Below are 19,890 nucleotides of genomic sequence, written 5' to 3' on the forward strand. Positions count from 1 at the left end.
CGTCGGATGCTCGCAGCCCCTCGCCAACGCTCCCGCCCCTTCCTTGATCCGACTTAGGTAAGACTAACCTAACGGATAGGTGGGTTCACGCGCGGGAGAATCGCCCCAGCACGTCCCGTGTCGCGGGGAGGGCGCGGTTCCTGTCGCGTTCGACCAGGCCGATCCGCGTCCGCCTGTCGAGCAGGTCGCCCTCGTCGAGCGCGCCCTCGTGCAGGACCGACCAGAGCAGGTCGCCCTCGGTGAAGCCGAGCCCGACCTCCTCCGGGTGCCGCTTGACGAGCTCGTGCGCCGCCTCGGCCTCGGAGCCGTACCGCTCGGCCAGGCGCGGCGGCACTCCGGACGGCCGCGGTCCCGCGCCCACGAGCGGGATGCGCCGGGTGCGGCAGCGGCGGGCGCGGAGGTTCCCCTGCGAGACCGCTCGATCCACCGCGTCCTCCGCCATGCGGCGATATGTCGTCAGTTTTCCTCCCACGACGGTCACGACCCCGCCCTCCGAGAACACCGCGTGCTCCCGCGACAGGTCGGCCGTCCTGCCGTCGGCCGCCAGGAGCGGCCTGAGGCCCGCGTACGCGCCCGCAACCGCCTCCCTGGTCACTGGGACCTCAAGGACGCCGTTCAACACCTCCAGAAGCGTTCTGACGTCCTCCTCGGGCACTTCGGGGACGTCCGGCACCGGCCCGTCCACCGGCTCGTCAGTCAGACCCACGTAAATCCGGCCATCGGGCTGCGGCAGCACGAGCGCGAACCGGTTGCTCTCGCCCGGGATGGGCACGTGCATGCCCGCGATCAGCCCGGGCAGCGTGCCCGGCTCCAGGACGAGGTGGCTGCCGCGCGACGGGCGCAGCCGTACCTGGGGGTCCAGCGCGCCCGCCCAGACCCCGGTGGCGTTGATCACCACCCGGGCCCGGATCGTGAACTCCTCGCCCGTCAGCTCGTCGCGCACGTCCGCCCCGGGGCCGGGCCCATGACCGGGCCTATGACCGGCCCCGCTGCCCGTCAGGCGCAGCGCGCGGCAGCGGGTCAGGATCCGGGCCCCGTGCGCGGCGGCCGTCCGCGCGATGGCCACCACCAGCCGGGCGTCGTCGAGCAGCCGGCCGTCCCACGACAGCAGCGCGCCGCGCAGCCCGTCGGCGCGCAGGATCGGCGCCAGCGTGTGCGCGCGGGCCGCGTTCAGCCGGGTGGGGCCCGGCAGCATGCGGCGCGGTGTGCGCGCGGCCGCCCGCAGGCCGTCGCCGAGCCGGTAGCCGGTCATCACCAGCGCCGCCTGCCGGCGCGAGACGGCCGGGGTCAGGGGCAGCAGGTACGGATGCGCCCTGACCAGGTGCGGAGCGGTCCGGCGGAGCAGGATGCCGCGCTCGGCGGCGCTCTCGTACGCCACGCCCGCCTGGCCCTTCGCCAGGTAGCGCAGGCCGCCGTGCACCATCTTGGAGCTCCATCTGGAGGTGCCGAAAGCCAGGTCGTGCGCGTCGATCGCCGCTACGCTCAACCCCCGGGACGCGGCGTCGAGCGCGGCGCCCGCGCCCGTCGCGCCGAGTCCCACCACCAGCACGTCCACCCGCTCCTCCGCGACCCGGCGCAGCTCCCGGGAGCGTCTGTCGGCGTTCAGCGAGCTATCCAAGGTAGGCCTCCAGCAGGGCGGCGAGCTCGGCGTCGAGCTCGTCCAGCGTGACGGGGTCGAGCATGGTCGGAGCGGACAGCAGGAACGACTGGGCCACCAGCAGCACCGCCCTGGCCCTGGCAGGATCGCCGACGGCCGGCTCCAGCACCGCCAGGATGGCCTCGTGGCTGGCGCCGCGCCGATCCAGCAGGTACGGCACCAGCAGCTCCGGGTCCGCCTCCACGATCTTGCGCCACAACGGGTGCCCGCGCAGCCCCCGCACGCCGGCCACGACCGCCCGTACGGGGTCCGACAGGTCGAGCCCCTCGACCACCCGCACCCACTCCCTGGTCATCAGGTCGGCCACCAGTGTGCGCACGTCGGGCCAGCGGCGGTAGATCGTCATCCGCGACACCCCCGCCCGCCGGGCCACGTCCGTGAGCGTCGTCCTGCGCACCCCGTACGCCAGCACGCAGTCGCGCGCCGCGTCCAGCACGCCCTCATTGTGACGAATCGACGTCATGTGTCACAGTGTAAGCGTGACTGCAGAACCGATGTCGTGGTCGGGGTGGGGCGACCCCGCCAAGGCCCGCGAGCTGCCCGAGCCGGTGCGGGCCCTGCTGCGCGACCTGCTCGGCGTGCGCGCGCCCGGCACGCCCGCCGCCTCGCTGGACCAGGTCGCCCTCCCGGCGGTCGCGCTGGCGGGGCCGCTGCTCGGCGCGCTGGCGGAGGTGGTCGGCGACGGGCACGTCCTGACCGGCCACGAGGCCCGCGTCCGCCACACGCGCGGCAAGTCCACGCCCGACCTGCTGCGCATGCGCGCGGGCGACGGCTCGGCCGCGCCGGACGCCGTGGTGCTGCCCGGCTCGCACGAGGAGGTGGCCGAGCTGCTGCGGCTGTGCTCGCGCGAGCGTGTCGCGGTCGTGCCGTTCGGCGGCGGCACCTCGGTGGTGGGCGGGCTCGCCGCCGGCCGCGCCGGCTTCACCGGAGTGATCGCGCTCGACCTGGGGCGGCTCGACCGGCTGCTGTTCGTGGACGAGGAGTCCATGGTGGCGGGGTTCGAGCCGGGAGTGCGGGCTCCCGAGGCGGAGCGGCTGCTGGCCGCGCGCGGGCTGACGCTGGGGCACTTCCCCCAGTCCTTCGAGTACGCCACGCTCGGCGGCTTCGCCGCCGCCCGGTCCAGCGGCCAGGCGTCGGCCGGGTACGGGCGCTTCGACGACATGGTCGTCGGGCTCACCCTGGCCACGCCCTCGGGCACCCTGGAGCTCGGGCGCGCCCCCAAGTCGGCGGCCGGGCCCGACCTCCGGCAGCTCGTGCTCGGCTCGGAGGGGGCCTTCGGGGTGATCACGTCCCTGCGGCTGCGGGTGCGCAGGGCTCCCGCCGAGCGGCGGTACGAAGGGTGGCGGTTCGCCTCGTTCGCGGCGGGTTCCGCCGCTGTGCGGGCGCTCGCCCAGGAAGGGCCGCTGCCGACCGTGCTGCGCCTCTCGGACGAGACCGAGACGATGATCGGCCTGGCCAAGCCGGACACGATCGGCGATTCCCGTGACGCGGGCGGAGCGGGCGGCTCCGGTGGAGCAGGCGGCTCCGGCGGTGCGGAGGACTCCGGTGGTGCGGGCTCCGGTGGCCCGGCCGGCTCCGGATGCCTGCTGATCGCCGGGTACGAGGGGGAGCGGGTCGGGAGCCGGCATGCCGCCGCCTCCGCCGTGCTGGCGCGGGCGGGCGGCGAGCCGCTCGGGCCCGAGCCCGGGGAGGCGTGGGAGCACGGCCGCTTCTCGGCCCCGTACCTGCGCGACTCCCTGCTCGCCGCCGGCGCCACCGTCGAGACGCTGGAGACGGCGGGCTTCTGGGCGAACCTGCCGCGCCTGTACGACGCGGTCCGGCTGGCCCTGCTCGGCGCGCTCGGCTCGCCGCTCGTCATGTGTCACATCTCCCACGTGTACGAGACCGGCGCCTCGCTCTACTTCACCGTCGTGACCCCGCAGGACGCCGACCCCGTGGCGCAGTGGGAGCGGGCCAAGGCGGCGGTGAACGCGGCCGTCGTCGAGGCGGGCGGCACGATCAGCCACCACCACGGCGTGGGCCGCGACCACCTGGACGCCTACGCGAGCGAGCTCGGGCCCGTCGGCGCGGGCATCCTGCGCGCGGTCAAGGCCGAGCTCGACCCCGCGGGGATACTCAACCCGGGCGCGCTGGTCCCGCCACCCGCGTCGTAGACCAGCCGGAGCCGCGGCCGACCGGAGCCTGAGGCCGGCCGGCGGAGCCGAAGGTCAGTCGCGCGGAGCCGGGGGTCAGTCGCGCGGAGCCGGGGGTCAGTCGCGCGGAGCCGGAGGACGGCCGGGCGAGGACGGAGGTGAGTCGCGCGGAGCCGGAGGTCAGTCGGGCGGGGGCGGGAGGTCGTCCGCCTCGGCCAGCGTGGCGGCGGCGTCGCTGAAGCGGTGCAGGGCCTCCTGGACCTCGGCCAGGCGCCGCAGCGACATCGACAGCGCGGCGCCGCCGGCCGCCCGGGTGAGCGCCACGGCCTCCTGCGCCAGCGGCAGCGCCTCCGTGGCGCGCCCCCGCACCAGCAACAGCCTCGCGGTCGTGCGCAGGCACCGGGCCAGCAGCGGCGTGTGCTCGCCCGGCGACTGCGCGGCCAACGCCCGGCTTCTCGCGATCGCCTCGCTCGCGCTGTGGAGCGCCGAGCCGCCGGCCCAGCGCGGCCGGTTGGTGGCGAAGGCGAGCAGGCCCTCGATGGCCGCCACAGCGGAGGTGCCTCTGCGGGTCGCGTCGTCCGGGCCGTTACGGGTCATGGGAGCCTCCTAGGCAGTCCCAACCGCTTGCTTGGGGGGTGAGGCTACACCATTGCACACCATGTGTGTTCCGAGCGGTACGGAGCGTTCAGGATGCGCAATGGGTAGATCACGGTAAAGATGTGGTCATGGTGGAAGTCGCGGCTGAGCGTGGAAAGCAGGTTTCCTCCCGGGTCTCGGAGGAGGGTGCTGGTTGGGCCTGTGTGCAACCAGGGGCGTTTGCGCAGCTCAGGCCCAACAAGCAGGGCTTTACCTGGTTGAATGTACGGACGCTCTGGCTGTCCCGCAACGAGATCCTGGCGGGCTTGTTCGGCGATCCGTCAGGAGAGGTGCGGGCGCGCTGGGTGGAGTCCCAGGAAGCGCGCGGGATTGATCCGGAATTTCGCATAAAACCGGCTGTCGGGAGTCATTTCAGTTTTCTTCTGCTGGGCGATACCGGAGAAGGCGACGCCTCCCAGTACGCCGTTGTTCCGGGAATGATGAAACTCGGGCGGCAGACGTCCTTCGCCATCATCGCCAGTGACGTGATCTATCCCACGGGATCGGGCAACGAGTACGGCGACAAGTTCTTCCGCCCGTACCAGGACTATGACGCGCCGATCTACGCCATCCCCGGCAACCACGACTGGTACGACGGGCTCGGCGGCTTCATGCGGGTCTTCTGCGACGCGCCGCCGCTCAAGCCGAAGCCGGACCGCGGGCTGCGCGGCCTGCTCTGGCGCAAGCCGGAGACCATCGACGAGGCGAAGCTGGCCGAGGCGCGCGAGCTCAGGGGCAGGCCGTCGCAGCAGGCGACGCAGCCGGGGCCGTACTGGACGATCGAGAGCGACAGCCTGCTGATCGTGGGCGTCGACACCGGCATCAGGAACGTGCTCGACAGGAAGCAGACGGCGTGGCTGCGCCGGGTCTCGCTCGACCCGAGGCCGAAGGTGCTGGTGACCGGCAAGCCGATCTACACCGGCAACACGTACAAGCCGTCGCAGCTGGAGGGCGGCGGGACGATCGACGACATCGTGCGCGACCCGGCACACCGGTACGTCGCGGCCATCGGCGGCGACGTGCACAACTACCAGCGCTATCCGGTCCGGGTGGGCGACCGCGTGATCCAGTACGTCGTGTCGGGCGGCGGCGGCGCGTTCATGCACGCCACGCACACCATCGGGCGCGTGGACGTCGCCGGCGTGCACGAGGACGCGTTCAGGTGCTACCCCCTGCGCGGTGACTCGCTGTCCTTCTACAGCCAGCTCTACGCCAGGCGGCTGCGGATGAAGTGGCTCTACCTGACGCCCTCCGAGGCGCTGTGCATCATGTCGGAGCACATCAGGAACGAGCCCGTCAGGACCCCGGAAGGGCCAGTGAAGATCACTCGGCGGATGCGGTGGGCCGCGCGGCTGCTGGGCGCCTGGCCGTGGCCGCTGCGGCTGCCGGTGGACCGGGTGTTCCACCGCTACCTGTCCGAGCTGTCCGACTGGGACACGCCGCCGTTCTTCAAGCAGTTCCTGCACGCCACGGTCACCCCGCGGGAGCTGACCCTGCGCTGCTTCGCGGCCACCGGGTGCCTGGCGCAGGAGCTGGAGCCGCCGCTGGAGGACGAGGTGCGCATCAGCCTCGTGTGACCCCGTGACTTTTTGTCGGGGCCGTTTGGCACCCTTGAGCACGTGTACGTCGTGGTCGCAGGGGAGACGGTGCTGCCGGTCGGTGGCGCGGCGCGCCGTCCCGCCGACCTGGCGCGGGCCGTGCGCGAGCTGGAGGCGGCCGAGGGGCCGCGGTGGGTGTGGGCCGACGCGCGGGAGTCCTACCCTCCGCTGCTGGAGCGGGGGGTGCGGGTCGCGCGCTGCCACGACCTCGCGCTGACCGAGGGGCTGCTGCTGGCGTACGAGGGCCGCTACGGCGAGCCGCGCTCGGCCAGGGCCGCGCACGCCAGGCTGCACGGCCTGCCGGTGCCGGACGAGCAGCCGAGCGCGCCCGGCACGCTGTTCGCGCCGGAGCCGCTCGGCGCCGAGACGGTCGCCGAGGTGCTGGCCGACCAGCTCAGGCGCATCTCGGAGCTGCCCGAGCCCGGCCGGTTCCGGCTGCTGGTGGCGGCCGAGTCGGCCGGCGCGCTGGTCGCGGCCGAGATGTCGCACGAGGGCATGCCCTGGCGCAGGGACGTGCACGACGCGCTGCTGACCGACCTGCTCGGGCCGCGCCCGGTGCACGGCATGCGCCCGGCCAAGCTGCAGGCGCTGGCCGACGAGGTGGCGGCCGCGTTCGGGCACCAGGTCAACCCCGACTCGGTGCAGCAGCTCGTCAAGGCGTTCAAGGGCGCGGGGGTGGCGCTGAAGACGACCAGGCAGTGGGAGCTCAAGCAGATCGACCATCCGGCGGTGGCGCCACTGCTCGCCTACAAGGAGCTGGCCAGGCTGTTCAGCGCCCACGGGTGGGCGTGGGCCGACCAGTGGGTGCGCGGCGGGCGGTTCAGGCCCGAATACGTGGTGGGCGGCGTCGTGTCCGGGCGGTGGGCCACCAACGGGGGCGGGGCGCTGCAGATCCCCAAGGTGATGCGGCGGGTGGTGATGGCCGACGACGGGTGGTTGCTGGTCGTCGCCGACGCGGCGCAGCTCGAGCCGCGGGTGCTGGCGGCGATGGCCGGCGACGTGGGGCTGGCCAGGGCCGCGGGGGAGATCGATCTGTACTCCGCGCTGGCGCAGTCGTTCGGCGGCGAGCGGGGCAACGCCAAGATCGCGATGCTGTCCGCGATGTACGGCGGCACCAGCGGCGACGCCTCCAAGCTGCTGGCCGTGATGCGGCAGCGCTTCCCGAAGGCGTACCAGTTCGTGGAGGACGCGGCCAAGACGGGGGAGGAGGGGCGGATCGTGCGGTCCTGGCTCGGGCGCACCAGCCCGCCCCCGTCGGATCGGTGGAAGGAGCTGGTGTCGGGGCCCGAGGGCGGGCGGGCGGCCAGGGACCGCGGGCGGTTCACGCGCAACTTCGTGGTGCAGGGCACGGCGGCCGAGTGGGCGCTGGCGCTGCTGGCCGTGCTGCGGGGGCGGCTGCCGGAGCCGGCGCGGCTGGTGTTCTTCCAGCACGACGAGGTGATGGTGCACTGCCCGGCGGAGCTGGCCGAGGAGGTGATCGCGGCCGTGGCGGCCTCGGCGGCGGAGGCCAGCCGGTTGTTGTTCGGCGCGACGCCGGTGCGGTTCCCGATGGAGGCGGTGGCGGTCAAGTCCTACGCCGACGCGAAGTGAGCCGCCGGTTCCCGGCGTGCGTGGAGCGGTGGTGCCCGGCCCGGAGGCCGGCGGGCCGGGGAGCCTGGCGGCCGTCAGGTGGCGCGGCGCCAGATGATGGTGAGCCACAGGCCGGCCAGGGCGACCATGATGCCGACGACCAGGCCGAGCATGCCGTAGCCGAGCACCCCCACGATGGCGCCCGCGACGATCGTGCCGGTGGCGCCGCAGACGTTCATCAGCAGGTCCGACAGCCCCTGCACGGCCGGGCGGCGCTCGATCGGCACCGACTCCGTGACCAGTGCCGAGCCGGCCACCAGGCCGCACGACCAGCCCAGGCCGAGCAGCACGAGCGCCGCTGTGACCTGCCACACCCGGTGACCGGCCGTGCCGGCGAGGGCTGCGGCGGCCAGCAGCAGGGCCGAGCCGAGCACCAGCACCGGCACCTTGCCCGCCTTGTCGGCCAGCCAGCCCACGACCGGTGAGAGCACGTACATGCCGGCGATGTGCAGGCTGATCACGATGCCGATGACGTCCAGGTTCGAGCCGTCGTGGTGGAGCTTGACCGGGGTCATGGACATGACGGACACCATCGCCGTGTGGCTGACGGCGATCATGACCATGGCGCGGCGGGCCATCGGGGTGGTGCGCAGGGTCCGCCAGGCCGTACGGATCGTGCGGTTCGCGCCGGAGTCCTCCCGGCGTGTGCCGGCCCGGGCGAGCTGGAGGGGGTCGGGGCGGAGGAAGGCGAGGACGATGACCACCGCCAGCGCGAAGGCCAGGGCCGCGAACGCGAACGGCCCCGCCTTCTCCACCAGCCCGAGGCTCCTGCCGATCCGGTCGGCGGGCTCGGCCAGGTTGGGGCCGGCGACCGAGCCGATGGTCGAGGCCCAGACGACCAGCGACAGGTGGCGGGCCGAGCGGTCCTTCGGCGACAGGTCGGTGGCCGAGTAGCGGGCCGCCAGGCTGCCCGCGCTGCCGCCGCCGACCAGCACGAGGCCCGCCAGCAGCAGCGGCCAGTTGCGCAGGCTGATGGCCAGCACCGAGATCGCGCAGCCCACCAGCGCCGCCGTGTAGGCCAGCGACAGCCCCGCCCGCCGCCCGCCCCGGCCCGACGCCTTGGCGGTCGGCAGGGCGAGCAGCGCCGCGCCCAGCACCGTGGCCGTGCCCGCGAAGCCGCTGATCACGGTCGAGCGGGACAGCTCGTCCACGACGACCGAGCTGAGCGCCAGCCCGACGGCCACGCCCACCCCGCCCACGATCTGTGCCGCCGACAGGACCGCCAGGGTCCGCCGTTGTACGCGCTGGATTCGGTCAGGGGGCGAGACAGCGGGCTTTGTGGGGGCACTGGTCACCCGTGAAGTCTCGCATAACCCCTAACAGTGCCCCAAAGGGGACGGTGATCTTATTTATCGGGAAATAGGGATTTTCATCATGATTTTTCAGAGCACGAGAACGGGATCTCCTTGCGCGATCCGCCCGTAGGTTCCGGGGATCAGGTCGGGGATCAGGTTCACCCCGAACCAGACCTTGCCGTCCCGCTTGCGGTGACGGGCCAGCGTCCTGAGCGGCTCCTTGCCCTTGCGGTAGGTCGTGGTGTCAACGGTGGTCAGCACGCAGCGATCGCAACCCTTGCTCACGCGGAATTCCACGTCCCCGATGCGCAGGCGCTTCCACTCGTCCTCGGCGAACGGCTCCGCCGCGCCGTCGATGACCACGTTCGGCCGGAACCTGCGCATCGGCAGCGGGCCAGGCTCCTCGCCGAGCTCCGAGGCGGTCCCGGCGATCCACTCGTTGAGGCGGGCGAGCGAGGCGGTCGTGGTGAGCAGCAGCGGGAACGCGTCGGCCAGGCTCACCCGGTCCTCCGGCCGGCCGTACGCCGGGTCGACCGGGCGGCGGGTGGGATCGTCGAGCCACCTGAGCCGGACGGGCCGCCCCACCAGCCCGCTCAGCCATCCGGCGGCGTCGTCGCCGCAGTCGGTGACCTCCACGGAGGTCCTCGGCAGGTGCACGACGGACCTCGGGCCGGCGGGGAGCACCGTCAGCGGGTCGGCGTGCGGGCCGGTCAGCGTGAGCGCGCCGCCGTCGAGCACGGGCACGCAGGCCAGCAGGCGCGGCTCCTGCCGGGCGGTGAGCACCGCGCCGCTCTCGTCGGTGACGACGTGGCGGCGGTCGCCGGCCAGCCCCCACGGCTGTACCTCGGCCTCGGTGACCTCGTGCCCCGAGGCGGACTTGACGGGGTAGCGGGAGATGCTCGCCAGCTTCATACGGCTGACCGTATCTCACTGGTTTCGGGCCTCACCCGGACGAGCTCGCTCCTGCGGTGCAGGCTCGCGCCGAGCGCCACGGCGGCCAGGGCGGCCACGCCGATGGCCGCGCCGATCCAGGCGACGGACGCGTAGCCGAGGCCCGCGTCGATGGCCAGGCCGCCCGCCCACGGCCCGGCGGTGATGCCGACGTTGAAGGCGGCCACGTTCATGGCGGCGGCCAGCGTGGGGGCGTTCCTGGCGAGGGCGAAGGGGCGGGCGTTCAGCGCGGGGTTGGTGCCGAAGCCGAACGCGCCGAGCAGGAAGATCAGCGGGATGGCGAGCAGGGCCACGGGCGCGGACGCGGCCAGCGCCGCCGAGGTCAGGATCAGGCCGGTGACGCCGGCGTACAGCAGCGGGTACGGCCGCGCGTCGGCGATCCGGCCGCCGAGGGTGATGCCGAGGAGGGAGCCCACCCCGTACAGGCCGAGCACGGCGGGCACCCAGGCCGGGTCCACGCCGGTGACGTCGCTCAGCAGCGGGCTGAGGTAGCTGAAGGACGACAGCAGCGCGCCGGTGGTCAGCGCGGTGGTGCCGTAAGCGAGCCACAGCGCGGGCCTGCCCAGCGCGCGCAGCTCGTCGGAGACGCGGGGCAGGCTGCCGGAGTCGGGGCGTCCGCCGGGGATCGTGGCGAACACGCCGATGCCGGCCAGCGCCGACAGCGCGGCGACCGCCCAGAACGCCGCCCGCCAGCCCAGGTGCTGCCCGATCACCGTGCCCGCCGACAGGCCGAGGACGGTGGCCACGGTGAGCCCGCCGGCCAGCACGCTCATCGCCCTGGCGCGGGCGCCCGCGGGCACCAGCCCGATCGCGGTGCCGGCCGCCACGGCCCAGAAGCCCGCGTAGACGAAGGCGCCGACCACGCGGGTGGCGAACAGCACGCCGTAGCTCGACGTCAGCGCGCCCGCGACGTGCGACAGGGCGAACAGGCCGAGGAACGCCAGCAGCACCGTACGGCGCGGCCACCGCAACGTGACGACGGCCAGCACCGGCGCCCCCACCAGCATCCCGATCGCGAACGCCGAGATCAGCAGCCCCGCGTCCGGCACCGACACCCCGAGGTCGCGTGCCAGCTCGGGGAGCAGCCCGGCCAGCATGAGCTCGGAGGTGCCCTGCGCGAAGATCGAGAGCCCCAGTACGTAGACCGCCAACGGCATGGCGATCCTCCCTTCCGACAGTTTTAGATTGATCAGTTCAAAATGTGGGCGCGAAAAAATCAGAAAGCGCCCAGCGCGGTGTTCGCGATCGATTCGAGGGTGGCCCGGCCGGCCCCGCCGCGGGCCGCGACGCGCAGGCCGCTGACCGTCGCGGCCAGGAAGTGGGCCAGGGCCGGCGGGTCGCTGCCCGGGTCGAGCTCGCCGCGGGTGCGGGCGGCCTCGATCGCGGATCTGACGATCCCGACCCGCTTGTCGTTGTCGCGGCGCAGCATCTCCGCGATCTCCGCGTCGCGCGGGGCCAGCTCGACCAGCGAGTTCACCACCAGGCAGCCGGCCGGGTCGCCGGGGTGGGGCTCGACCGCCCACCACAGCACGGTCCTGATCTTCTCCTTGATCGGCAGCTCGCTGTCCATGAGCTCGGCGAGCCCCGCGTTGCGCTCGTCCATGTAGTGCCGCAGCGATCGCCGGAACAGGTCGTGCTTGCTGGCGAAGGTGTTGTAGATGCTGCTGCGCCCGAGCCCCGTGGCCGCGCACAGGTCCTGCGTCGAGGTGGCCTCGTAGCCCGCGCTCCAGAACGCGCGCATGGCCGCCTCGATCGCCTGGTCCTCCTCGAACTTCCTCGGTCGCGCCATGGCAGGCACGCTACACGTTTTGGAACGGTTGGTGCAATACGGTTCAGGTGGCCTGGCGGAACGTGTTGAGGAACACCTTGCGGGTGTCGGCCTGGTCGTCCCACTTCAGCTCGGGCAGGTCCATCGTGATCTTGAATGCGGCGTCGTCGATGGAGACGTACCTGGTCAGGGCGTGCATGGGGACACCGTTGGCGGTGGTGTAGGTGTACTCCCAGTCGGCGGCCTGCCAGTCGCGGTAGTCGACGGCCTGGAGCTGCACCTGGATGTAGCTCTCCATGCCGCCGTCCGCCTCCAGCCTGCCCAGCTCCGACAGCCCGCCGTCGCTCTGCGGGGCGGCGCGCTCGACCAGGATCCGCATGCCCGAGTCCTTCGGGCCGCTGAACGTGGCCACGCCGCCCGACGTCGCGAGCTTCCAGTCCTGGGGCACGGCGGCCGAGAAGCCGGGGCCCGTGTGCTCCTGGTACCCCTCGGGGATGATCGACGGCTCGGCCGCGTCCTCCGTCGTGGCGCTCTCGGAGACGGTGGCGGAGGCGGTGACCGGTGCCTGCGCCGAGCCGCCCGTCAGGATGATCCACACGGCGCCCGCCACGACGGCCACGGCCAGCAGCGAGCTGATGATCGTGAGCGGGGTGGGCCGCCCGTCGCGGATCCAGGGGCCGCCGTCGTCGTCCTCCACCCGGCGCCGGCTCTTGCCCTGGCGCTGACCGCCGCCGGGCAGCGTGGCCAGGCGGCTGCGGGAGAGGTCGTGGGACAGGTCGCGCGACTGCTCGCGCAGGTCGTCGGCCGAGGCCAGCGGCCACGGCGTGGCGCCGGACGACGTCCGGCTGTCCGTGGTCAGCGGCAGGATCGGCTGGGGGTGCGGGCCGCTCGGGTCGTCGAGGTCGTCGACGTCGCGGCGCCCCATCCGGGGGTCGGGCGGCGCGCCGAACGGCGGCTGCCGCGGGCCCGAGGGGGAGGCCAGGGAGTCGTACGGGCCCGACGAACTGCCCAGCGAGTCGTACGGGCCGGACGGGCTGCCCAGCGAGTCGTACGGGCCGGACGGGCTGCCCAGCGAGTCGTACGGGCCGGACGGGCTGCCCAGCGAGTCGTACGGGCCCGAAGGGCCGCCCAGCGAGTCGTACGGGCCGGACGGGCTGCTCAGCTGGTCGTACGGGCCGGAGGGGCCGGCCAGGGAGTCGTAGGCGCCGCGCTGCTGGGACGGCTGCTGGGCGGGGGTGCGCGGCAGCGGCGGGAGCTGGTCGGTGCGGTGGCTGCCCGACGGGCTCGTCATCCCGTCGTAGGGCATCGAGTGGCCGCCCGACGGGCTGTTCAGCGGGTCGTACGGCACCCGTACGGGACCGGAGGGCGTCTCCACGATGCGCGAGGGCATCGGCCCCGACGGGGTGTCCAGCGGGGGCAGCAGCCCGGCCGGGGTCGGGTCGGACGGGCTGGGCAGCGTCTCCGGAGTGCGCGGCCGGGGCGCGCCGTGCGCGCGCAGCACCGCCTCCAGCATCTCGATCACCTGCGGGGCGGTGAGCCGCTCGGCCGGGTTCTTGCGCAGCAGGCCCTCGATCACCGGCATCAGCGAGCCGGCCCGCTGTGGTCTGATCGGGTCCTGGGTGACCACCGCGCCGAGCACCGCCACCGGGTCGGGCCCCTCGTACGGCGGGCGGCCCTCGACGGCGGCGTACAGGGTCGCGCCGAACGACCACAGGTCCGCCGCCTGCGTGATCGGCTGGCCGGACAGGCGCTCCGGCGGGATGTACGCCGGCGACCCCATGAGCAGGCCCGTCTGGGTGATCGTGACGTCGCCCTCGATGGCCGCGATGCCGAAGTCGGTCAGCACCACCCGGTCCTGGGTGAGCAGCACGTTGCCCGGCTTGATGTCGCGGTGCAGGATCCCGGCCGCGTGCGCGTGCATGAGCGCGTCGAGCACCCGGATGCCGATCTCGGCCGCCTGGATCACCGGGAGCGGCCCGCTCTGGCGTACGGCCTGCTCCAGCGACCACGCCCGGACCAGCTCCATCACGATCCAGGGCCGGCCGTCCTCCTCGACCACGTCGTGCACGGTCACGATGCCCGGGTGCGTCAGCCGCGCGGCCGATCGTGCCTCGCGCAGCATGCGCCGGTGGGCCACCTGCTTGCCCGCGTGGTCCAGGCCGTAGGGCAGGATCAGCTCCTTGACGGCCACGTCCCTGTCGAGCAGCACGTCGTGCGCGTGCCACACCATGCCCATGCCGCCTCTGCCCACGGGCGACATCAGTCGGTAGCGCCTGCCGATCAGGCGACCCTGGCTCTGCGGAGCGCCCCCCGTGGCACCTCCTTCAGAGCCGGGCCCGCTGAGCAAGCGGTCGGCTGCCATGTTCCGCCCCCATCTCGCCTCATCCGTCACGTGCGTTCTTCACGCTACTTGCAGATTATGAGGATCGTTACGATATCGGCGGCGAATCCGCAAGGGAAGGCGATACTGTCTTACATTGCCACTGACGTGGGGATATGTCGGCATTAAAATGGATCACTTATTCTGCCTCGGCGAGGGCCAGCAACGCGCTGGTGAACGCCTCGGCAGGCGGCTCGACCAGGCCCGCGCCGACCTGGCCCGTCCCCGCGACGCGGCCCGCGATGCCCGTGTTGACCACCGGCAGCAGGCCCGTCCGCGCCACCAGCGTCACGTCGATGCCGACCGGCGTGCCGCGGAAACCGAGGCCGGGAATCTGGTAGACGGGATGCTCGGCCAGCGTGATCTCGTACATGGAGCGGGTGGCCCGCACCGCGTCCGCCACCTCGCCGCCCACGAACCGCACGATCGCCGGTGACGCCGCCATCGCGAACCCGCCCAGCCCCGACGTCTCCGTGATCGTGGAGTCGCCGATGTCCGGGTTGGCGTCCTGCGGGCCGTACGAGCCGAGGTAGAGCCCGTCCGGCACCCCCGCCGGGCCCGTGAACCAGCGCCCGCCCAGCCCTGACACCTGGACGCCGAAGTCGGTGCCGTTCCTGGCCATGGCCACGACCAGGGACGAGCCGGGCACGTCGCGGGCCGCGTCCGTGCCGGCCTTGGCCGCGGCCATCCCGATGTTGAGGAAGAAGTGGTCGTTGCCGTTGACGAAGCGCAGCACCTCGGCCGCGGCGCCGGGCGCCGCCTCCACCACGGCCGGGGCCAGCTCCCGCAGCAGCAGCGAGGTGGCGGCCCGGTTGCGGTTGTGCAGCTCGTCGCCCATCTGCAGGGCCTGCGCGATCAGCGAGCGCAGATCGATCGGCCCCGTACGCTCCAGCGTCGCCGCCAGCGCGGGACCGAGCACCCGGTCCATCCAGCGCAGCCGGTCGAGGACCTCCGGGCCGTACGCGCCGTACCTGAGCACCTTGCCCAGGCCCTCGTTGAGCGAGCAGTACGCGGTGCCGCCGTGCTCGTCGTCGCGCACCTCGAACAGCCACATCGACGGGCTCACCACGCCCGCCATCGGGCCCACGGCCGCGCGCTCGTGGCAGGGGCGCAGCGCGACCGCGCCCGCCGCCAGCCTGTCCGCGGCCTCGTGCTCGTCCGCGGCCCGGCCCTCCAGGAGCATCGCGCCGATCAGCGCGCCACGCATCGGGCCCGAGGCGCGCTCCCAGGTGATGGGCGGGCCCGCGTGCAGGAACGTGTCCCCGTCGAGCAGCTCGGAGGCGCGCCGCACCCCCACCAGGTGCGGGCGGGCCGAGGTCAGCCTGCGCACGGCCAGCTCGTTGGCCTCCTTGCGGCGCGGGTCGGCCAGCACCCTGGCCAGGGCGTCGGCGGTGCCGGGCAGCGGCGGGCGCCAGGCGACCGGGGCCGTCGCCACCGCCTGCGCGCGCAGCGCCTCGTCGAGCAGGCCCGCGCCGACGGTGATCACGCGTGGCGGGGCGTTCAGCAGGGTGGTCACGGCGACTCCTGACACGTCACAGCAGGCTCCCGGCACGCCAGAGCAGGCACCCGGCACGTCACAGCAGGCTCCTGGCGTGGCGGGCGGCCTGGGCGTTGGAGGTGAAGACGGCCGCGCCCGCCTCGCGGAAGGCCGCGGCCTGGCGGTGCAGGTCCTGAGGGTCGCCCTCGGTGCCGATCAGGGCGAGCACGACCGTGGCCGGCGTGCCGGCGACCGCGGGGGCCAGCGTGGCGGCCGGGTCGGGGTCGGCGCCGTGGCCCAGGACCACGTCCATGAGCACCACGTCCCGCTCGCCGGCGCGGGCCAGCGCCTCCACCCGCAGCGTCGGGTCGATCATCGGATGCGCCCTGCCCCTGGTGTAGGCGTCGTCGCCGTAGTCGACGAACTCGCCCTGCCCGGCGACCAGCGCGGCCTCGGCGCCCAGCGTGCCGCCCGAGTACAGGCCCTTGATCCGTTTGGGGGCGGGGCGCGTGCCGGGCGGGGCGGGCCAGCACGGCCACTCGGGGACGGGCCTGCCGAGGGCACGCAACGCCTGCTCGACAGCCTGCGTGAGGTCCCCGGCCGGCGCGGGGCCGCCCGCTTGCGTGAGGTCCCAGGCCGGCGCGGGGCCGCCCGGTTGCGTGAGGCCGCCCGCCTGCGCGAGCGCGGGCGGGCCCAGCAGGGCGGGGACGACGGGCGTGCGCAGCCGCTGCCCCAGCACGGCCCGCGCCACCTCGGGAGCGGGCGGCTTGGAGATGAGCACGATCAGCTCCGTGGCCGGGTCCTCGTCCAGCATGCGCAGGGCGCGCGCCGCCGACAGGCCGCCCACCTCGGCCGACAGGTCCCTGCCGCCGACCCCGAGCACGTGGCTCACCCCGACGCCGGCCCAGTCGAGCAGGCACGTCACCTGCTGCGCGCCGGTGCCGGACGCGGCGACCACGCCGACGGGGCCGGGGGTCAGCACGTTCGCGAAGCCGAGACCGGCGCCGCAGATCGCGGCGGTGCCGCAGTCGGGGCCCATGACGAGCACGCCCCTGGCCTCGGCCAGCTCCTTCAACCGGCGCTCCTGGGCCACGCCGACGCCATCGCTGAAGATCATGACGGGCAGCCCGGCCTCGACGGCGTCCAGGGCCTCGAAGAAGGCGTACTCACCAGGGGTGGAGACCAGCACGAGGTCCGCAGGCCCGCGGGCGGCGGCCGAGCGGGTGGTCAGCGGCGGCTGTTCCGCGGCGCCGGACCGCGGCCGGTCCACCTCGGTGAGCCGGCGCTCGGCCTCCTCGACGGCCGCGTCCGGGTCCTTCGCCCGTACGGCGATCAGCAGGTCGCCCGGCTCGGACTCCGGGACGTCGAAGCCCATCTCCCGCAGGATCGAGACGTTGAGGTCCGTCGCCATGGCGACCATGGCCGCCTCCACGCCCGGCAGCTCCGACAGCGCCCGGCTGACCCGCATGAGGGTGACCGAGTCGTGGTAGGCCCCCCGCCGTACCAGCACCGCCTGCGGCAGGCCGGTCATCGCGCCCCGCTCAGGGAGCGGACGGCGGCCACGCCGATGGCGATGCCCTGGGCCAGGTCGGCGCCCGAGGTGTGGCCGAGCCGGTGCAGGCGGCGCAGCGCCGGTTCGAGCGCCTGCTGGCCCGCCACGCCGCGCAGCACCGCGGTCACCTCGGGGCTGGCCTCGCCCCTGGCGGCGCAGTGCAGGAGCGTGGCCGAGATCGGCGTCGTACGCGTGCGCGCGTCGAACGTCACGGTCGCCGCCAGCCAGTCGGCCAGCCAGACCGCCCGCTCGCAGCCCGCGGCCGTGCCCAGGCGCCGCAGCGTCACCAGCAGCCCGGCCAGCACGTCGTCGCCGCTGGGCGTCAGCCCGGGGCCGAGCCCGACGAGCTGCTCGGCCGCCGTCACCGCCCCCAGCAGCCAGCCCTTCGCGCAACTGCTCGCGAGCATGTCCACCGCGCCGTTGCCCGCCAGCCCGGCGCCCGGCGGGTCCTTCGGCAGGGCGTCCGCCGGCCAGACGGCGTCCAGCCTCCCCAGCGGCGGGGCCGGATCCCACCAGCGGCGCACGTTCAGGCTCAGCGGGCCCAGCTCGATCGCCCGGTCGCCCACCGAGGCGTCGTCACCCACCGTGAGGTGCGGGAGCGGCCCCGCCAGCAGCACCGAGTTCGGCAGCCGGGTGGCCTCTCCCGTGATGACGGCGATCACCGAGGGCTCCAGCTCGGTCCTGACCTCCAGGTACACGCCCGCGGGGAACGCCGCGAGCACGCGCGCGGGGCGGCGCTGGGCCTCGAGGACGGGGCGGACCGCGGTGCTGGCCGCGCCCGTGACGTGGACGCGGGTACGCCGCGCGGAAGTACTGACGGTCACCGGACCTCCCAACCGACCTTGGACCTGACCGTAGAACGGGCGGTGAACCCTCCGTACGGGTAAATTTGCCAACAGTCAGCGGGTTGGTTGGCTCTTCCTGACAGACGGCCTTCGGGGTCACAATTTCCCCATGGAGCCCCCGGTCCGTCTCGCCAGCACCGGCACGATCATCCACGGCGTGTCCGTGGGCGAGGTGCTCGGCGTGTCCACTCTCGCCGAGGCCAGGCTGATCGCCGGGGAGAGCGGCCTCGGCCGCATCGTGCAGCGGCTCAACGTCATGGAAGTGCCCGACATCCTGGCCTGGGTCAAGCCGCACGAGCTGCTGCTCACCACCGGCTACCCGCTGCGCAACACGCCGCAGTCGCTCGGCCGGCTGGTCGCCGACCTCGACGAGCGCGGGCTGGCCGCGCTGGCCATCAAGCTCGGCCGCTACGTCGACGAGCTGCCCGCCGAGATGGTGGAGCAGGCCGACAGGCTCGGCTTCCCGCTCATCCTGCTGCCCAACGACGTCGGCTTCGACGACATCCTCAACCAGGTGCTCACCGACATCCTCAACCGCCAGGCCGCCGTGCTCGCCCGCGCCGAGGAGGCGCACCGGGCGCTGGTCCAGGTGGTGCTGGCCGGCGGTGGCCTGGACGAGGTCACCGCGGAGGTGGCGCAGCTCCTCGACGTGGCGGTGGCGGCCGTGGACGGCTCGGGCCGCGTCCTGGCCACCGCCGGGCCCGGCGACCACGTGAGCGTGCTGCGGGAGTCGATCTCCCGCGAGGGGCCGCCCACGTCGCCTCCCCGTACGCCCGCCGCGCGCGCCCGCTCGTTCGCCTCGGTGCCCGTGCTCGCCGGCGGCCACCACCACGGCAGGATCGTCGCCTACAGCCCGGCCGCCGCGATCAGGGACAGCGACGTCGGCATCCTGGAGCGCGCCGCCACCGTGGCGGCCCTCGTCGTCACCCGGCAGGAGGCGGTCAACGCCGTCGAGAGCAAGTACCGCGCCGACTTCCTGCGCGACGTGCTCACCGGCCGGGCCGGCACGGCGGAGCGGGTCACCGCCCGCGCCCGGGCGTTCGGCTGGGACCTGTCGCGGCCCGTGACCGTGCTGGTGGCCGAGCTCGACCCCGACGGCGACGAGCGCAGCGCCCAGGACCGCCTCGTCTCCTGCTGGACCGCCGCCATCAGGCGGCACGACCCGCACGGCGCCGTCGCCGGCTTCTCGCACGAGGTGGTGGCCGTGGTGGACGCCGCCATCGACGCCGCCCGCGTGGCCAAGGACGCCGCCTCCGCCTTCGCCGACGTGCCGCCCGCCACGTTCTCCACCGGCACCTCCCGGCCGAGCCCCGGCGCGGAGACGCTGCCCGAGGCGTACTCGCAGGCGCTGAAGGCGGCCAGGGTGGGGCGGCAGCTCCACGGGCCGGGGGCGGTGGCGCACTTCGACCAGCTCGGCGTCTACCGGCTGCTGTCGCTGGTGAACGACACCGACGAGCTGCACGCGTTCGTCCGCGAGACGCTCGGCCCGCTGGCCTCCGACGACGACGCTGAGAACGCCGACCTGCGGCGCACGCTGCAGTCGCTGCTGGAGACCAACCTGAACGTGGCGGAGACGGCGCGGCGGCTGCACTTCCACTACAACACGCTGCGCTACCGGATCGGCAAGCTGGAGCGCCTGCTGGGCAACTTCACCGACGACCCGCACCTGCGGCTCAACCTCACGCTGGCCCTGCACGTGCTGCGGATGCGGGGCATCTAGGCTGCTGCCTTGTGGAATCACTGGAATTCGAGCTGCGCGACGAGTACATCCCGCTGTGCGACCTGCTGAAGTACTGCGGCATCACCGAGACCGGAGGGATGGCCAAGCAGCTCATCGACGAGGGCATGGTCCAGGTCGACGGAGAGGTGGAGCTGCGCAAGCGCGCCAAGATCCGGACGGGGCAGGTGGTCAGCGGCGACGGGTTCGAGATCCACGTCGCCTAGCCGGTGCGCGAGCACGCGACGGCACC

At 73.8% G+C, this 19,890-nt stretch carries 16 protein-coding genes; 5 read left to right on the forward strand and 11 right to left on the reverse strand.

Features of this window, described 5'->3' with window-relative positions; translation table 11 throughout:
* Positions 1 to 85: 85 nt before the first annotated feature.
* Positions 86 to 1,618, reverse strand: coding sequence for a glycerol-3-phosphate dehydrogenase/oxidase (locus HD597_RS06755; protein WP_253740861.1), 1,533 nt, complete (start codon positions 1,616 to 1,618; stop codon positions 86 to 88).
* Positions 1,611 to 2,120 carry a TetR/AcrR family transcriptional regulator gene (locus HD597_RS06760; protein WP_253740862.1) on the reverse strand — a complete coding sequence of 170 codons (510 nt, stop codon included), beginning with the start codon at positions 2,118 to 2,120 and terminating at the stop codon, positions 1,611 to 1,613. Before HD597_RS06760 ends, HD597_RS06755 begins: the two co-directional genes overlap by 8 nt.
* A gap of 31 nt (positions 2,121 to 2,151) precedes the next feature.
* On the opposite strand from HD597_RS06760, the gene HD597_RS06765 reads away from it, so the two are divergent.
* Complete coding sequence (locus HD597_RS06765; RefSeq protein ID WP_253759259.1) at positions 2,152 to 3,810, forward strand: FAD-binding oxidoreductase; 1,659 nt, start codon at positions 2,152 to 2,154, stop codon at positions 3,808 to 3,810.
* A 159-nt stretch (positions 3,811 to 3,969) separates the two neighbouring features.
* Here HD597_RS06765 and HD597_RS06770 read toward each other — a convergent pair whose 3' ends face one another.
* Positions 3,970 to 4,386 (reverse strand): tetratricopeptide repeat protein, encoded by a 417-nt coding sequence (locus tag HD597_RS06770; RefSeq protein ID WP_253740863.1) that lies wholly within the window; start codon positions 4,384 to 4,386, stop codon positions 3,970 to 3,972.
* Positions 4,387 to 4,862: 476 nt separating this feature from the next.
* Here HD597_RS06770 and HD597_RS06775 point away from each other — a divergent pair, with 476 nt between their 5' ends.
* Both HD597_RS06775 and HD597_RS06780 read left to right on the forward strand, forming a co-directional pair.
* Positions 4,863 to 6,002 carry a metallophosphoesterase family protein gene (locus tag HD597_RS06775; RefSeq protein WP_345694461.1) on the forward strand — a complete coding sequence of 380 codons (1,140 nt, stop codon included), beginning with the start codon at positions 4,863 to 4,865 and terminating at the stop codon, positions 6,000 to 6,002.
* A gap of 42 nt (positions 6,003 to 6,044) precedes the next feature.
* A complete protein-coding gene (locus HD597_RS06780; protein ID WP_253740864.1) occupies positions 6,045 to 7,613 on the forward strand; it encodes a bifunctional 3'-5' exonuclease/DNA polymerase in 1,569 nt (522 codons plus the stop codon).
* Positions 7,614 to 7,687: 74 nt separating this feature from the next.
* On the opposite strand, the gene HD597_RS06785 is transcribed toward HD597_RS06780, so the two are convergent.
* The 8 genes from HD597_RS06785 to HD597_RS65725 form a co-directional block, all read right to left on the reverse strand.
* On the reverse strand, positions 7,688 to 8,947 hold the full coding sequence (locus tag HD597_RS06785; RefSeq protein WP_253740865.1) for an MFS transporter: 1,260 nt from the start codon (positions 8,945 to 8,947) through the stop codon (positions 7,688 to 7,690).
* A gap of 87 nt (positions 8,948 to 9,034) precedes the next feature.
* Positions 9,035 to 9,859 (reverse strand): MOSC domain-containing protein, encoded by an 825-nt coding sequence (locus HD597_RS06790; protein WP_253740866.1) that lies wholly within the window; start codon positions 9,857 to 9,859, stop codon positions 9,035 to 9,037.
* Positions 9,856 to 11,055 (reverse strand): Cmx/CmrA family chloramphenicol efflux MFS transporter, encoded by a 1,200-nt coding sequence (locus HD597_RS06795; protein ID WP_253740867.1) that lies wholly within the window; start codon positions 11,053 to 11,055, stop codon positions 9,856 to 9,858. Before HD597_RS06795 ends, HD597_RS06790 begins: the two co-directional genes overlap by 4 nt.
* 59 nt (positions 11,056 to 11,114) lie before the next feature.
* The gene (locus tag HD597_RS06800; protein WP_253740868.1) at positions 11,115 to 11,687 is read right to left on the reverse strand and encodes a TetR/AcrR family transcriptional regulator; all 573 of its coding nucleotides are present in this window, start codon (positions 11,685 to 11,687) and stop codon (positions 11,115 to 11,117) included.
* Between the two features lie 43 nt (positions 11,688 to 11,730).
* Positions 11,731 to 14,028: a serine/threonine-protein kinase gene (locus tag HD597_RS06805; protein WP_308210571.1), complete on the reverse strand. Its 2,298-nt coding sequence runs from the start codon at positions 14,026 to 14,028 to the stop codon at positions 11,731 to 11,733.
* A gap of 157 nt (positions 14,029 to 14,185) precedes the next feature.
* Positions 14,186 to 15,562 (reverse strand): YlbE family protein, encoded by a 1,377-nt coding sequence (locus tag HD597_RS06810; protein ID WP_253740870.1) that lies wholly within the window; start codon positions 15,560 to 15,562, stop codon positions 14,186 to 14,188.
* A 58-nt stretch (positions 15,563 to 15,620) separates the two neighbouring features.
* A complete protein-coding gene (locus tag HD597_RS06815) occupies positions 15,621 to 17,054 on the reverse strand; it encodes an AllF/FdrA family protein (protein WP_253740871.1) in 1,434 nt (477 codons plus the stop codon).
* The gene (locus HD597_RS65725) at positions 17,051 to 17,899 is read right to left on the reverse strand and encodes an oxamate carbamoyltransferase subunit AllH family protein (protein WP_253740872.1); all 849 of its coding nucleotides are present in this window, start codon (positions 17,897 to 17,899) and stop codon (positions 17,051 to 17,053) included. Before HD597_RS65725 ends, HD597_RS06815 begins: the two co-directional genes overlap by 4 nt.
* A gap of 130 nt (positions 17,900 to 18,029) precedes the next feature.
* On the opposite strand from HD597_RS65725, the gene HD597_RS06825 reads away from it, so the two are divergent.
* Complete coding sequence (locus HD597_RS06825) at positions 18,030 to 19,640, forward strand: PucR family transcriptional regulator (protein ID WP_253740873.1); 1,611 nt, start codon at positions 18,030 to 18,032, stop codon at positions 19,638 to 19,640.
* 11 nt (positions 19,641 to 19,651) lie between these two features.
* Positions 19,652 to 19,864: an RNA-binding S4 domain-containing protein gene (locus HD597_RS06830; protein WP_253740874.1), complete on the forward strand. Its 213-nt coding sequence runs from the start codon at positions 19,652 to 19,654 to the stop codon at positions 19,862 to 19,864.
* Positions 19,865 to 19,890: the final 26 nt, after the last annotated feature.

This window comes from Nonomuraea thailandensis (assembly GCF_024172165.1).
In the GTDB taxonomy this organism is placed as follows: domain Bacteria; phylum Actinomycetota; class Actinomycetes; order Streptosporangiales; family Streptosporangiaceae; genus Nonomuraea; species Nonomuraea thailandensis.